This is a genomic window from Pannonibacter phragmitetus (assembly GCF_050510895.1).
Taxonomy (GTDB): Bacteria; Pseudomonadota; Alphaproteobacteria; order Rhizobiales; family Stappiaceae; genus Pannonibacter; species Pannonibacter phragmitetus_B.
Map to the genome: position 1 here is coordinate 2,486,866 of NZ_JBNINT010000001.1, position 14,527 is coordinate 2,501,392.

Annotated in this window: 11 protein-coding genes and 2 pseudogenes; 8 read left to right on the forward strand and 5 right to left on the reverse strand. The window is 63.6% G+C overall.

The genetic code is table 11. The annotated features are described in order from the left end of the window. Nucleotides 1-31: 31 nt before the first annotated feature. The 4 genes and pseudogenes from cimA to cysS form a co-directional block, all read right to left on the reverse strand. Nucleotides 32-1,624 (reverse strand): citramalate synthase, encoded by a 1,593-nt coding sequence (gene cimA / locus ACQB61_RS11790; protein ID WP_430512758.1) that lies wholly within the window; start codon nt 1,622-1,624, stop codon nt 32-34. Between the two features lie 35 nt (nt 1,625-1,659). Beyond that, nucleotides 1,660-2,621 (reverse strand): annotated as a pseudogene (gene pip / locus ACQB61_RS11795) (prolyl aminopeptidase). A 4-nt stretch (nt 2,622-2,625) separates the two neighbouring features. Next, nucleotides 2,626-3,117 carry a GFA family protein gene (locus ACQB61_RS11800; RefSeq protein WP_430512759.1) on the reverse strand — a complete coding sequence of 164 codons (492 nt, stop codon included), beginning with the start codon at nt 3,115-3,117 and terminating at the stop codon, nt 2,626-2,628. Nucleotides 3,118-3,246: 129 nt separating this feature from the next. Then, on the reverse strand, nt 3,247-4,662 hold the full coding sequence (cysS, locus tag ACQB61_RS11805) for a cysteine--tRNA ligase (RefSeq protein WP_430512760.1): 1,416 nt from the start codon (nt 4,660-4,662) through the stop codon (nt 3,247-3,249). Nucleotides 4,663-5,023: 361 nt separating this feature from the next. Between cysS and ACQB61_RS11810 the strand changes: the two genes are divergently transcribed. Then, on the forward strand, nt 5,024-5,212 hold the full coding sequence (locus ACQB61_RS11810; protein WP_430512761.1) for a sugar transporter: 189 nt from the start codon (nt 5,024-5,026) through the stop codon (nt 5,210-5,212). A gap of 101 nt (nt 5,213-5,313) precedes the next feature. Continuing rightward, nucleotides 5,314-5,796, forward strand: a complete 483-nt coding sequence (locus ACQB61_RS11815; protein WP_430512762.1) for a metalloregulator ArsR/SmtB family transcription factor — start codon at nt 5,314-5,316, stop codon at nt 5,794-5,796. Here ACQB61_RS11815 and ACQB61_RS11820 read toward each other — a convergent pair. Beyond that, entirely contained in the window at nt 5,685-6,215 is a 531-nt protein-coding gene (locus ACQB61_RS11820; protein WP_430512763.1) for a CreA family protein, read from the reverse strand. The genes ACQB61_RS11815 and ACQB61_RS11820 overlap by 112 nt on opposite strands. A 386-nt stretch (nt 6,216-6,601) precedes the next feature. On the opposite strand from ACQB61_RS11820, the gene kdpF reads away from it, so the two are divergent. The 6 genes and pseudogenes from kdpF to ACQB61_RS11850 all read left to right on the forward strand — a co-directional run bounded on the left by kdpF (nt 6,602) and on the right by ACQB61_RS11850 (nt 14,466). Beyond that, nucleotides 6,602-6,703 carry a K(+)-transporting ATPase subunit F gene (gene kdpF / locus ACQB61_RS11825; RefSeq protein WP_197717589.1) on the forward strand — a complete coding sequence of 34 codons (102 nt, stop codon included), beginning with the start codon at nt 6,602-6,604 and terminating at the stop codon, nt 6,701-6,703. Between the two features lie 19 nt (nt 6,704-6,722). Continuing rightward, on the forward strand, nt 6,723-8,432 hold the full coding sequence (gene kdpA / locus ACQB61_RS11830; RefSeq protein WP_430512764.1) for a potassium-transporting ATPase subunit KdpA: 1,710 nt from the start codon (nt 6,723-6,725) through the stop codon (nt 8,430-8,432). Nucleotides 8,433-8,513: 81 nt separating this feature from the next. Beyond that, nucleotides 8,514-10,507 (forward strand): annotated as a pseudogene (gene kdpB / locus ACQB61_RS11835) (potassium-transporting ATPase subunit KdpB). Between the two features lie 4 nt (nt 10,508-10,511). Then, nucleotides 10,512-11,081 (forward strand): potassium-transporting ATPase subunit KdpC, encoded by a 570-nt coding sequence (gene kdpC, locus ACQB61_RS11840; protein ID WP_430512765.1) that lies wholly within the window; start codon nt 10,512-10,514, stop codon nt 11,079-11,081. A gap of 5 nt (nt 11,082-11,086) precedes the next feature. After that, complete coding sequence (locus ACQB61_RS11845) at nt 11,087-13,768, forward strand: ATP-binding protein (protein WP_430512766.1); 2,682 nt, start codon at nt 11,087-11,089, stop codon at nt 13,766-13,768. Further along, the gene (locus ACQB61_RS11850) at nt 13,765-14,466 is read left to right on the forward strand and encodes a response regulator (protein ID WP_430512767.1); all 702 of its coding nucleotides are present in this window, start codon (nt 13,765-13,767) and stop codon (nt 14,464-14,466) included. Before ACQB61_RS11845 ends, ACQB61_RS11850 begins: the two co-directional genes overlap by 4 nt. The last annotated feature ends 61 nt before the right edge of the window (nt 14,467-14,527 follow it).

Below are 14,527 nucleotides of genomic sequence, written 5' to 3' on the forward strand. Positions count from 1 at the left end.
CGCATGTGGCAGGGGCCAACCCTCGCAGCGTTTATCGCGTCGATTTCAACAGCGCATAGGTGATTGAATCTGTCAGTGCCTGAAACGAGGCATCGACGATGTTGGCGGACACGCCGATGGTGAACCAGCGCTGGTGTGTCGTCTTGTCATGGCTCTCGATCAGCACGCGCGTGATGGCGCCCGTGCCGCCATCGAGGATACGCACCTTGTAGTCCACCAGTTCCAGGCCCTCGATGGCGGACTGGTACTTGCCCAGATCCTTGCGCAGCGCCCCGTCCAGCGCATTGACGGGACCATTGCCCTCGCAGACGGACATGCGGGTCTCCCCGTCGATATCCACCTTCACCACTGCCTCGGACATGGTGACCTGCTCGCCCACCGCATTGAAGCGCCGCTCCACCATGACGCGGAAGGACTTCACCTCGAAGAAACGCGGCACCTTGCCCAGAATACGCCGCGCCAGCAGCTCGAAGGAAGCATCCGCCGCCTCATAGGCATAGCCCTTCGCCTCGCGCTCCTTCACTTCGGTCAGCAGGGCGTCCAGCTTCGGATCGGCCTTGTCCACGTCGATGCCGAGACGGGACAGCTCGCCCAGCAGGTTGCTCTTGCCCGCCTGATCGGACACGAGAACCTTGCGCTTGTTGCCGACGCTTTCCGGCTCCACATGCTCGTAGGTCCTTGGGTCCTTGAGCAGCGCAGAGGCATGAATGCCGGCCTTGGTGGCAAAGGCGCTTTCGCCCACATAGGGCGCGTGCCGGTCCGGCGCGCGGTTCAGCATCTCGTCAAAGGCATGCGAAATGGCCGTGATGTCCTTCAGCCGTTCCGGCTGGACGGAAAGCTCCACGGTATCCTTGTACGGCGCCTTCAGCATCAGGGTGGGGATGAGGCTGATCAGATTGGCATTGCCGCAGCGCTCACCGATGCCGTTGAGCGTGCCCTGGATCTGGCGCACACCCGCTTCCACCGCCGCCAGCGAGTTGGCCACCGCCTGGCCCGTATCATTATGGGCGTGGATGCCCAGATGGCTGCCGGGCACCACCTGTTTCACCCGGGCGACGATTTCCTTCACCTCGCCCGGCAGGGTGCCGCCGTTGGTGTCGCAGAGCACCACCCAGCGTGCCCCGGCCTCATAGGCCGTGCGGGCGCAGGCCAGCGCGTAGTCCGGATTGGCCTTGTAACCATCGAAAAAATGCTCGCAGTCGATCATCGCTTCCCGGCCGGCCGCGACTGCAGCCTTCACCGTGTCACGGATGCTTTCGAGGTTTTCCTCGTTGGTGCAGCCAAGCGCCACTTCGACATGGTAGTCCCAGGACTTGGCCACGAAGCAGTTCGCGTCCGCCTTGGCTTCCAGAAGCAATTGCAGGCCCGGATCATTTGAAGCGGAGCGCCCTGCCCGCTTGGTCATGCCGAAGGCGGTGAAGCGGGCGGTCTTCGTCCGCTTTTCCGAGAAGAACTCGGTATCCGTCGGGTTGGCACCCGGATAGCCGCCCTCAATGTAATCGACACCCAGCCGCTCCAGCAGCTCGGCAATAGCGATCTTTTCCGCGATGGAAAAGTCGATGCCGCTGGTCTGCGCCCCGTCACGGAGCGTGGTGTCGAACAGATAGAGTTTTTCGCGGGTCATATGTCTGGATACCGGTTTCTGGCTGTTTTTGGACCTCAGGCCTCGGGAAGGCCTGCGAACATGTCGGTGGAGCGGATCAGCCGGTCGAGGATGCCCGGCTCGTTGAAGGCGTGCCCGGCCCCTCGATGAGGTGGAAATCGGCCCGCGGCCAGGCCTTGTGCAGGCCATAGGCATAGCGCGCCGGGCAAGGCATGTCGTAGCGGCCATGCACGATCACGCCCGGAATATCCTTCAGCTTTCCGGCGTCGCGCAGCAGCTGCCCCTCTTCCAGCCAGCCGCCATGCATGAAGAAGTGATTCTCGATGCGGGCGAAGGCATAGGCGAATTCGTCCTCGCCGAAATGCTGGCTGTTGTCGAGGCTGGGCAGCAGGGTGATGGTCTCGCCCTCCCACAGGCTCCAGGCCTTGGCAGCTTCAACACGCACGGCCTTGTCCGGATGGGTCAGCAGGCGCTGATAGGCCGCCATCATCGCATGGCGTTCGCCCGCTGGAACGGGGGCCTGAAAGCGCTCGAACTTCTCCGGGAACATTTCCGAGACGCCGAACTGGTAGTACCAGTCCAATTCCCCTTTGGTCAGCGTGTAGATGCCGCGCAGCACCAGCTCGCTCACCTGCCGGGGATAGGTCTGCGCATAGGCCAGTGCCAGCGTCGAGCCCCAGGAGCCACCGAAGACGAGCCACTGGTCGGCTCCCACCATCTTGCGCAGACGCTCGATGTCCTCAACCAGATGCCATGTGGTGTTGGCTTCCAGCTCCGCATGCGGCGTGGAGCGGCCGCAGCCGCGCTGGTCAAACAGCAGAACGTCGTAGTGATCTGGATGGAACAGCCGCCGGTGTGCGGGCGAAATGCCGCCGCCCGGCCCGCCATGCAGGAACACTGCTGGCTTGCGCCCTGGCGTCCCCGAGCGCTCCCAGTAGATGGTGTGGCCATCGCCCACATCGAGCATACCGGAGGCATAGGGCTCGATCTCGGGATAAAGGCCGCGCAATTCCGTCATCAAATCAATCCTCTTCCACTCTGTCTGCCGCAGGCCAAACATCCGTATCGTGATCTGGATGCTGGTAGGTGACGAGGGAGGCAAGGAACGCAGCCGCCGCAAAGTCGTCTTCCGTCCTGCGCTCCGGCAACCCCGGCACGGCATCTGCAAAGGGCAGCTTGCCCTCGACCCCATAGGCAACGATGGGCACGATCCCGGACGGATCGTCAAATGCGGCGATGGCGATGGCCATGCCGTCCGGCGCCTCATAGGTCAGAGGCGTGCCGCAAGCGGAGCAAAAGCCGCGGGAAACCAGATTGGAGCTGCGGAAAATGGCTCTGTCTCCGCGTGTCCACTCCACACTATCCGCCTCGCGCACCGACACCAGCGGAGCATAAAAGCCGCCAAAGGCCTTCTGGCACATGCGGCAATGGCACACCGACGCATGCCCAAGCTGCCCCCGCACCCGGAACCGCACCGCCCCACACTGGCATCCGCCAGACCGTTCATTGGTCATTTTGGTTCTCCCTGTCTCCTGCGTATCGTCATGACGGACGCGACACTGGCCAGTTTCCTTGCAACCGCTGAGCCCCCACTCCTTCCCCCGTGGGAAGGGGTGGGCAGACTCTCAAGGGATGAATCCCCCTCAGCGCTTCACCTCCCACGTGGTCACACGCTTGCCGGTGGCGGCGTCCTTGCCGTCCTTGAGCTGGATCCCCATGGCGGAAAGCTCGTCGCGGATGCGGTCGGCTTCGGCCCAGTTCTTGGCTTCAAGGCTGGAGAGACGATCGGCAACGAGAGTTTCAATGCGGCCCGTATCCACGCCCTCCAGCACGGCGGCAACAGGCGCGAGCCCAAGAAGACGCGCACTGGCCCAATAGACCGGAAGCAGGGCGCTGTCCTTGGACGCGTCCTGTGCCAGACCATGGAGTGCCTGCACGGCGGCAACCGTGTTGAGGTCATCCGTCAAGGCCGCCAGCACTTCGGAGGCGGGAGCAGCAGCTCTCTCCTGAACCTCGGGCCACTTTGCCAGCAGCCGTTCAGCCTCCTCCAGCCGCTTGACCGAAAAATCAATCGGCTCGCGGTAATGCGTCATCAGCATGGCAAGGCGCAGCACTTCGCCCGGCCACTTGCGGCCGCCGAATTTTTCCGTGTGCAGCAGGTCGTGGATGGTGACAAAGTTGCCTTCGGACTTGGACATCTTGCGCCCCTCCACCTGCACGAAGCCGTTGTGCAGCCAGAAATTTGCCATGACGCTGGTGCCATGGGCGCAGCAGGACTGGGCGATTTCGTTTTCGTGGTGCGGGAAGATGAGATCCAGCCCGCCGCCGTGAATGTCGAACACCTCGCCCAGATGATGGGCGCTCATGACCGAGCATTCGATGTGCCAGCCGGGGCGGCCACGGCCCCAGGGGCTGTCCCAGCCTGGCTCCTCGGGCGAAGACAGCTTCCACAGCACGAAGTCGCCCGGGTTCTTCTTGTGGGCGTCAACGGCAATGCGTGCGCCTGCCCTCTGGTCTTCCAGATTGCGCTTGGAGAGCTGGCCATAAGCGGCCATGGAGCCGGTGTCGAACAGCACCTCGCCGCCGTCTTCCGTCTGCGCCACATAGGCATGGCCGCGGGCAATCAGCGTCTCGATCATCGAAACCATGCCCGCGATATGCTGGGTCGCGCGCGGCTCATGGCTGGGCTCAAGGCAGCCGAGTGCCTTCACGTCCGCATGGAACTGGTCCGCAGTGGTGGAGGTCACCCGTGCGATGGCATCGTTCAGCGGCAGGCCAGGAAAATCACGCAGGGCGCGGGCGTTGATCTTGTCATCGACGTCCGTGATGTTGCGCACATAGGTGACGTGATCGGCTCCATAGAGATGGCGCAGCAGGCGGTAGAGCACGTCAAAGACAATGACCGGCCGTGCATTGCCGATATGGGCAAAGTCATAGACCGTCGGTCCGCACACATACATGCGCACGTTCTGCGGATCGATCGGATGGAAGACATCCTTCGTCCGGGTGAGCGTATTGGTCAGGCGCAGAACCGGGGCGTCCGGGCTGGCTTTGGTCATGACACGTCGTCTCCTGGCCTGCTGGCCGGGGGCGTCCGTCTCTTTGGAATTGGCGCAAGGAGGGAACGGCCACAGCCAGCAAAGGTGCTAGCTGCAAATAATGGTGATCGGAATGAGGGTCCGGCTGGCCGTATTCATGGCTCTGTTGTGACCGGTTTCCCGTTTCCGGTCAAGCATTCATCTGCCGCGCCACGCAAGCTGCAGCCCGCGGATCATCAAGGTTCCAAACACCTGTTCATGAAGCTGAACGCCAGCTGAATTTGCCCCTCAGACCCGGTTCAGCGCGCCCCTGCCACAGTAGCGCCATGAGTTGAACACAGCCCGCCGCAGCGGCCGGGCAAAATGAAAAATGGGGCTTATCATGTTTGCGCGTTTTGTCTCGGTCTGCTTCGTTCTCGCCATCATCGCCTCTCCCTTTGCAGGCCTTGCGGCCCTTGCCTCCAGCAAGCCAATGCCCGCAGGTGTCTCGGCCCAGAAGAGCATGTGCATGACCACGGGCGTCAGCTGCGGCGCTGGCCACATCCTGCTGCCTGCGATGTTCCGGGGATAAGCGCAGCCCTCAGGCGCCTCCCATCCGGACAGGGCAGCCAGCCTTTAATCAGTGCAACGGCGTGGCTTGAAACAATCGGGGCGAGGTGCCATCTTGCGCGCATGGAAACCAAGGCTCTGGAAGAAAAGGCCGAAGCGGCCACACAGTTTCTCAAGACCATCGCCTCGACGCCGAGGCTGATGCTGCTGTGCATGATGGCTGACCGGGAATGCAAGGTTGGCGATCTGGCCGAGCAGACCGGCATGCGCATGCCGACCGTCTCCCAGCAGCTGAGCCTGCTACGTGCACAAGGCCTCGTGCGTACCCGCCGGGAAGGCACGACGATCTACTACCGGCTGGCGAGTGATGCGGCACGCGATATCATGGGCGTGCTTTACACGCACTTCTGCTCGCCCGATGCCAAGCCTCAGGACGCCCCCAGACCGAGGACGAGGAAGAGCCCGCCCTGTAAGCCAGTGCGGGACTTCGATCGTCACTTATCCAGAAAATCAGCGCAGCGCGGCGCTTCCCCACTGCCCCACGGCATGATGGGAACGGTGGACGTGGAGTTCTTCGGGCTGCCCTCTACCAGCTTGTCGGAATAGACTAGATAGACCAGCACATTACGCTTGGCGTCGCAGCCGCGCACGATCCGCATCTTCTTGAACAGGAACGACCGGCGCTGGCGGAACATCTCCTCGCCCTGCTCGAAGCGCGCCTTGAAGCTGACCGGCCCCACCTGGCGGCAGGCCAGTGAAATGTCCGAAACCTCCTCCGCAACGCCCAGCCAGCCCTCAAGACCGCCCTTTTCCGGCACGGTGAAATGACAGGCGACACCCTCCACCACCGGGTCGTCAATGGCATAGGTGGCAAGCTTGTGGTCAGGCGTGAGGAATTTCCAGACAGTTGACTTTTTGAAGATGAGATCCGGCTCTTCCGCCGCGCCCGCAGCACCCGCCGCAAGCAGAAAAGCCAAAATGCCACCTGCAAGTTTCGCAGCCACGCCTCCGTGTCTGATGCTCATGCCCGTTGCCCTTTCCTGTTCTGCAAATCAATGTTCCCTCTATGTGGCCGCTCCTTTGGACGTTTTCCATAGCTTGCGCATGCCGCTGCCGCACATGCTGCCATGAGCGGCCCATTGGAACTCCATATGTGTTGCAAGTCTCGGGACCTCTGACGGGGACAGCCGGACGGGAAGTGGCACCTGCAAGGCCAGATCCCGCCAAAAGGCTGGCCTTTATCTTTTCCTTATGCGCGCTGGCTGACTTCCCAATCGAACCCTGATGCGATTTGCGTCGATTTTGTGCCGGTCACAACAGGAGACCGGATCATGTCCGACATCATCTTTCTGACCCTTGGCTGCGGCTGTCTTGGCGTGCTTGCGCTCTATGCCCGCGGCCTCGACCGGCTGTGAGGACCAAAGCCATGTTCGAGCTTTTGTCCGGCCTTGCCGTGGTTTGCGGCCTTGGCATCTACCTCGTGGTTACGCTGCTGCGGCCCGAGCGGTTCTGATCCTCTACGGAGCGCACCCATGACCCTTTCCGGCTGGCTGCAGATCGGCCTGTTCTTTCTGGCCGTTCTCGCCATCATCAAGCCTCTCGGGCTTTACATGGCCTATGTCTTTTCAGGCAGGCGCACATGGCTTTCACCTGTTCTCGGTCCCATCGAGAGCGGCTTCTACAAGGCTGCGGGCATAGATCCGCAGCGGGAACAGAGCTGGCTTGGCTACACGTTCGCCATGCTTGCCTTCTCGCTGACAGGCTTCCTTGCCCTTTATGCCATCCTGCGGCTGCAGCACCTGCTGCCATTCAATCCGCAGGGTTTTCCCGGCATGCCGGCGGACCTTGCCTTCAACACGGCCGTCTCTTTTGTCACGAACACCAACTGGCAGAACTATGGCGGTGAGGTCACACTGAGCCACTTCAGCCAGATGGCCGGTCTGACGGTGCAGAACTTCCTGTCTGCTGCCACCGGCATGGCGCTGGCTGTCGCCTTCACCCGCGCCTTCGCCCGCTCCAAGGCCTGCACCCTTGGCAACTTCTGGGCCGACATGACACGGGCTGTGCTTTATATCCTGCTGCCACTGGCGATCCTCGTGGCCCTTGCATTCGTTGCCATGGGCCTGCCGCAAACGCTGAGCGCCTCTGCCACGGTGACCACGCTGGAAGGCGCGCAGCAGGTGATTGCGCTCGGACCCGTCGCCAGCCAGGAAGCCATCAAGCAGCTTGGCACGAACGGCGGCGGCTTCTTCAACGTCAACGCCGCCCATCCGTTCGAGAATCCGACGGCCTTCTCCAACTATCTCAACATGTTCGCCATGCTGAGCGTGTCGTCCGCCCTCGTCTATGCCTTTGGCGTGATGGCAAACTGCCGCCGTCAGGCCTGGGCTCTGCTCAGTGCCATGGCGCTGCTGCTGATCACTGGCGTTGCCGTGATCTATTGGGCAGAAACGCAAGGCAACCCGATCCTGACCGCCCTTGGCGCGGATGCGGCGGGCGGCAATATGGAAGGCAAGGAAGTGCGCTTCGGGCAGGCCATGACCGCGCTCTATGCCGCCGTCACCACAGGCCTTTCCAATGGCGGCGTCAATGGCATGCATGGGTCATTCACCGGCCTTGGCGGGCTGGTGCCGATGTTCCTGATGCAGCTTGGCGAGGTTTTGCCGGGCGGCGTAGGCTCGGGCCTCTATGGCATGCTCGTCTTTGCCCTGCTGTCGGTCTTCGTTGCGGGCCTCATGGTGGGCCGTACACCGGAGTTTCTGGGCAAGAAGATCGACGGACGCGAGATGAAATTCGCCATGCTGGCCGTTCTCATCCTGCCGCTGGTGATCCTCGGGCTCACGGCCGTGTCCGCCATGCTGCCCGCAGCCCTTGCCAGCCTCGGCTCCGCTGGCCCGCACGGCCTGTCGGAGATGCTCTATGCCTACACCTCGGCTGCGGGCAACAATGGCTCGGCCTTTGGCGGGCTCAGTGGCAACACGCCCTGGTACAACACCACCCTCGGGCTCTCCATGCTGCTGGGCCGCTTTGCCTATGCCATACCGGTGATGGCGATTGCCGGGTCTCTGGCGGCGAAGGTCAAGGTTCCCCCTTCATCGGGCACATTCCCGACCGATGGGCCGCTGTTCACCGGCCTTCTCATCGCCATCATCCTCATTCTCGGCGGTCTGCAGTTCTTCCCGGCTCTCGCCCTCGGTCCCATTGCCGAACACCTGGCGATGCTTGCCGGCCAGACCTTCTGAAAGGGTTATTCCCATGTCCACTGACACAAGGGATGCCAAGGGGCAGAAGCTGCCTCACGGCCCGAACATGCTCTCCCCGCAATTCTGCTTCCCGCCTTGCGTGATGCGGTCGTGAAGCTGGACCCGCGCCAGCTGGTGCGCAATCCGGTCATCTTCGTCACCGAAGTGGTGGCGGCACTGGTGACCGTGCTGTTCGCCCGTGATCTGGCGCTGGGAGCGGAAGACACCGTCTTCTCCGGCCAGATTGCCGCATGGCTGTGGTTCACGGTGCTGTTTGCCACCTTCGCAGAGGCTGTAGCCGAAGGACGCGGGCGGGCGCAGGCCGATAGCCTGAAGCGCACCAAGTCCGAACTCACCGCCCGCCGCCTCCTGCCGGACGGCAGTACGGAGAGCATCCCCGCCGCCAGCCTGTCCGTAGGTGACGAGGTGCTGGCGGCAGCCGGGGAGCTGATCCCAGGCGATGGCGAGGTGATCGAGGGCGTTGCCACGGTCAACGAAAGTGCCATCACCGGTGAATCAGCCCCTGTCATCCGTGAATCGGGCGGCGACCGCTCGGCGGTGACAGGCGGCACGGAGGTGCTGTCCGACGAGATCCGTGTGCGCATAACCGTGGCGCCCGGCTCCAGCTTCGTGGACCGGATGATCGCCCTCATTGAAGGCGCCCAGCGCCAGAAGACGCCGAACGAGATAGCCCTGTCGATCCTGCTGTCTGGCCTGACGCTGATTTTCCTCTTTGTCTGCACCGCCATCTGGGGCCTTGCCGCCTATTCCGGCGCGGTCATTTCCGTCACCGTGCTGGCGGCCCTGCTGGTAACGCTGATCCCCACCACCATCGGTGGGCTGCTGTCAGCCATCGGCATTGCCGGCATGGACCGGCTGGTGCGCTTCAACGTCATTGCCACCTCGGGCCGTGCAGTTGAGGCCGCAGGCGACGTGGATACGCTGCTGCTCGACAAGACCGGCACGATCACCTTCGGCAACCGCATGGCCAGCGATTTTGCCGCTGCTCCCGGCGTCAGCATTCCCGAACTGGCGGAAGCGGCGCTTCTGGCCAGCCTTTCCGACGAAACGCCGGAAGGCCGCTCCATCGTTGCCCTCGCCACCGGTGACTTCGGCATCGCCCTGCCGCGGGTAACGCCTGATGCCGTCATCGCTTTCTCCGCCGAGACGCGCCTGTCCGGCGTGGACATGGGAGAGCGCCGCCTGCGCAAGGGGCGGTGGATGCGGTGCTGGCCTTCGCTGGCCTCACGGCGGCAACGGCTCCGGCAGAGTTCTCCCGCGCCGTGGACCTGATCGCCCGCAGCGGCGGCACCCCGCTGGCTGTGGCTGATGGTAAGCGGCTGCTCGGCGTCATCCACCTCAAGGACGTCGTCAAGCCCGGCATCAAGGAGCGGTTTGCCGCCCTGCGCGCCATGGGCATCCGCACGGTCATGGTCACCGGCGACAATCCGGTCACAGCCGCTGCAATCGCCTCGGAAGCCGGCGTCGATGACTTTCTGGCCAGCGCAACGCCCGAAGACAAGCTGGCGTATATCCGCCGCGAGCAGCAAGGCGGGCGCCTGATCGCCATGTGCGGCGACGGCACCAACGATGCCCCTGCCCTTGCGCAGGCAGACGTGGGTGTTGCCATGCAGACCGGCACCCAGGCAGCCCGCGAAGCTGCCAACATGGTGGATCTGGACTCCAGCCCCACCAAGCTCATCGAGATCGTGGAGATCGGCAAACAGCTGCTCATGACACGCGGCTCGCTGACCACCTTCTCCATCGCCAATGATGTGGCCAAATACTTCGCCATCATCCCGGCGCTGTTCATCGCCGCCTATCCGGCGCTTGGCAGCCTCAACATCATGGACCTGGCCTCGCCGCGCTCGGCCATCCTGTCGGCGGTTATCTTCAACGCACTGATCATCGTGGCACTGATCCCGCTGGCGCTGAAGGGCGTTGCCTACCGTCCGGCAGGCGCGGCCTCCCTGCTGCGGCGGAACCTTGCCCTCTATGGCCTTGGCGGCCTGATCCTGCCTTTCGCAGGCATCAAGCTGATCGACATGGCCGTCAGCGCTCTCAATCTGGTGTAACCCTATGCTGAACCATCTCAGACCCGCCATCGTGCTCACTCTCGCCATGACCGTCCTGACCGGACTGGCCTATCCGCTCGCCATCACCGGAGCCGCGCAGGTTCTGATGCCGGGGGCAGCCAACGGCAGCTTGATCGAGCAGGACGGGAAGCCCGCAGGCTCGCTCTACATCGGTCAGGCCTTCAGCGATCCGCGCCACTTCTGGTCCCGTCCTTCCGCAACTCCGGACACGCCTTACAACGCAGGCGCCTCGTCCGGCTCGAACCTCGGCACCACCTCCGCCGCCCTCAAGGCGCGTGTGGAGGCAGAGGCTGCAAGGCTCACCGCCAGCGGCTTGAGGGCGCCCCTGCCCGCAGACGCTCTTATGGCCTCGGGCTCCGGCCTTGACCCGCATATCTCGCCCGCTTTCGCGCTGGCACAGGTGCCACGCGTTGCTCAGGCACGCGGCCTTGCCGAGGCGAAGGTCAGAACCCTGCTGCGCGAGCACACGGAAGAGCCGATGCTTGGCGTCTTCGGGGAACCTCGTGTAAACGTGCTGGCGCTTAATCTGGCGCTCGACAGCCTCAAGGAGTGAGCCGCATGGCCGAGGAAGACCGCAGGCCCGATCCGGATGCCCTGCTCGCCCTTGCGGACAAGGACCGGAGGGGCAAGCTGAGGGTCTTCCTCGGGGCAGCGCCAGGCGTCGGCAAGACCTTCGCCATGCTGAGCCGCGCGCAACGCCTCAAGGCCGATGGCATCGAAGTCGCAGTTGGGGTCGTCGAAACCCATGGGCGCAGCGAAACCGCTGCCTTGCTGGACGGGCTGAATGTCCTGCCGCGCAAGCGGGTGCTGCACCGCGGACGGATGCTGGAAGCCTTTGATCTGGACGGCGCCCTTGTGCGCCGTCCGCGCATTCTGATCGTCGATGAATTGGCCCACTCCAACCCGGAGGGCAGCCGCCATCCGAAACGCTATCAGGACATCGAGGAACTGACCGGCGCCGGCATTGATGTGTGGACCGCGCTCAACATCCAGCATCTGGAAAGCCTGGCAGACCTGGTGACGCAGATCACCGGCGTAACCGTGCGCGAGCGTGTGCCGGATGTGGTGCTGAAACGGGCGGACGAGGTGATCCTTGTTGATCTGACGCCTGCCGAGCTGATCGAGCGTCTGCAAGAGGGCAAGGTCTACCTGCCGGACAATGCCCGCCGGGCGACCGAACGGTTCTTCCGGGTTGGCAACCTCACCGCGCTGCGCGAGCTGGCCTTGCGGCGGACGGCTGGCCGCGTCGATGACCAGATGGTCGATTTTCTCAAGCAGCATGCCATCGAAGGGCCCTGGGCCACGAGCGAAAGGCTGATCGTTTGCGTGGGGCCGGATGACCTTTCGGAGAAGGTCGTCCGGGTGGCCAGCCGCCTCGCCTCTGGCCTCAACGCACCGTGGATGGCGGTTTCGGTGGAGCGTGCCGACCGGGAAGCAGAGACCAGCCCGGATCTGGCCCGCATCGAACATATCCTGCATCTGGCAGAGCAATTAGGCGCAGAAACCCGGCGCATCATCGGCACCGATTTCGTTGAGGAAATCCTGCGCCTTGCAAGGCGGGAGCATGCAACGCAGATCGTCATCGGCGTGCGCAAGAACCGGGACTGGCGGCGCTTTTTCACACCCTCCCTGCCCGAGGCTCTCTCCCGCCGCGCTTCTGGCATTGGCCTGCATCTGGTAACCCCCGAGCGCAAGGAAACACTGCGCCCCATCGCATGGCGTCCGCGTTTTTCCTGGAAGGACCTGCCGCATGCTGCGGCAACCGCCCTGCTGTTTGCCGCAGGCGTCACGGCCTTCGGTCAGTTAATCGATCTCTTCGTGCACCTGCCCAACATTTCGCTGCTGTTCCTGCTGGCGGTTCTGGGGGCAGCCGTCACCTCAGGCTATACGGCAGCCTTGCTGGCAGTGATATTTTCGGCGCTCTGCTACAATTTCTTCTTCATCAATCCGCGCCACACCTTCACCATCGCTGCGCCGCACGAGGTGTTTTCGTTCTTCGTGTTCTTTTGCGTGGCCGTGATTGCGGGCGGCTTTGCTTCGCGTATCCGCGAACAGGCGGAGACGGCGCGCAAGCGGGCGACTGCGCTTCAGGCGCTCTATGATTTTTCACGCAAGCTGTCTGGCACGGAAAAGGCCGAGGATGTGATCTGGGCATCTGTCTCGCAGTTGCAGGCCAGTCTGAAGCGCAACATCGTCATGCTGGTGCCAGAGAACGGAGATCTGCGTATCGCCGGGGCCTGGCCACCGGATACGGAGCTGGACGTAACAGCCCTCACCGCTGCCCGCTGGGCGCTGGACAAGGAGGAGCGCGCCGGACACGGCACAGGCACCTTGCCCAACTGCCGCTTCGAGTTCCGCCCCCTGCTCAGCCCTCACGGTCCAGTGGGCGTTTGCGGTGTGGAGCAGACAGGCGAGCGCATTGGCATCAATGAGGAACGGGCGCTGTCGGCCATTCTCGACCAGACAGCCATCGCCATCGACCGGGCCCGCCTGTCGGAAGCCAGCGCCGCCCAGACCGCACGGCAGGAGAGCGAGCGCTACCGCGATGCGCTGCTGTCTTCCATCTCGCATGACCTGCGGACACCTCTGGCAACGATCACAGGCTCCGTCACAAGCCTGCGCCAGCTTGGCCGGCGCATGAGCCCGGAAAGTCAGGATGACCTGCTGCAATCCATCGAGGAGGAAAGCAGCCGCATGAGCCGCTTCGTCGCCAACCTGCTGGACATGACGAGGATCGAGGCGGGCAGCCTTGAGCCACGGCAGGAATGGCTGGACGTGACGGACGTGATCCAGTCCTCCGTCGAGCGGGCAAGGCGCTACTTCCCCGGCCGGGCGATTGACACCGGCATAGCCCCCGGCCTGCCGCTGATCCGCGGCGACAGCGTGCTGCTAGGTCAGGTGCTGTTCAACCTGCTGGACAATGCCATCAAGTATGGCGGGCAGGAGCCGGTAAACGTTTATGCAAGGCAGGACGGGGAGGACGTGCTCATATCCGTCACAGATCTGGGCAAGGGGATTCCGCCGGAGGATCTTGAGCGGGTGTTCGAGAAGTTCTACCGGCGCGGCAAGGCAGATGGCCGGGCGCCCGGCACCGGGCTTGGCCTTGCCATCGCACGCGGTTTCGTGGAAGCCATGGGTGGGCGCATTCATGCCGAGAGCCCGGCCATCCGGCGCAAGGGAACACGGCTGGTCATGCGCTTTCCCGCCGGCCCCGCAGAGGAAGGAAAATTGCCAGAATGACAGGACAGTCCTCCGGCGCACGCATCCTTGTCGTTGACGATGAGCCGCAGATCCAGCGGTTCCTCAAGCCTGCGCTAACGGCTGCGGGCTATGACGTTGTGGAAGCGGCAACCGGCGGCGACGCCTTGAAGGCGGTGGCAACCGCCGCGCCTGATCTTGTCATCCTTGATCTCGGCCTGCCGGACATGGACGGCAAGGACGTGATCGCCAGCCTGCGCGGCTGGAGCACCCTGCCGATCCTTATCCTCTCCGCCCGCGACCGGGAGAGCGAGAAGATCGCCGCGCTGGACCTGGGCGCCGACGACTACATCGAAAAGCCCTTCGGCATCGGCGAGCTGACTGCCCGCATCCGCACCGCCCTGCGCCACCGGGGGCAGACCGAAGCCTTGCCGCAGGTGCTGGAGACGGACGGGCTTGTGATCGATACCATCCGCCGCACTGTCTCGCGTGATGGCGGCGAGATCCGGCTGACACCGAAGGAATATGACCTGCTTGCCCTGCTCTCCCGCCATGCCGGGCGCGTCGTCACCCATCGCATCCTGCTGACCTCCGTCTGGGGCCCGGCACACGGGGATGACCTGCAGTATCTGCGCGTCTTCATCGGCCAGTTGCGCCAGAAGATCGAGCGCGACCCGGCCGCCCCCGCCATCCTGCGCACGGAACCCGGCGTCGGCTACCGGCTGATGACCGGAGAATGAGAAGCGTGCGGCTTTTTCTTGCGGGTGCGGCGGCGTTTCTGCCGTTCGCCGCTGGGCCCTT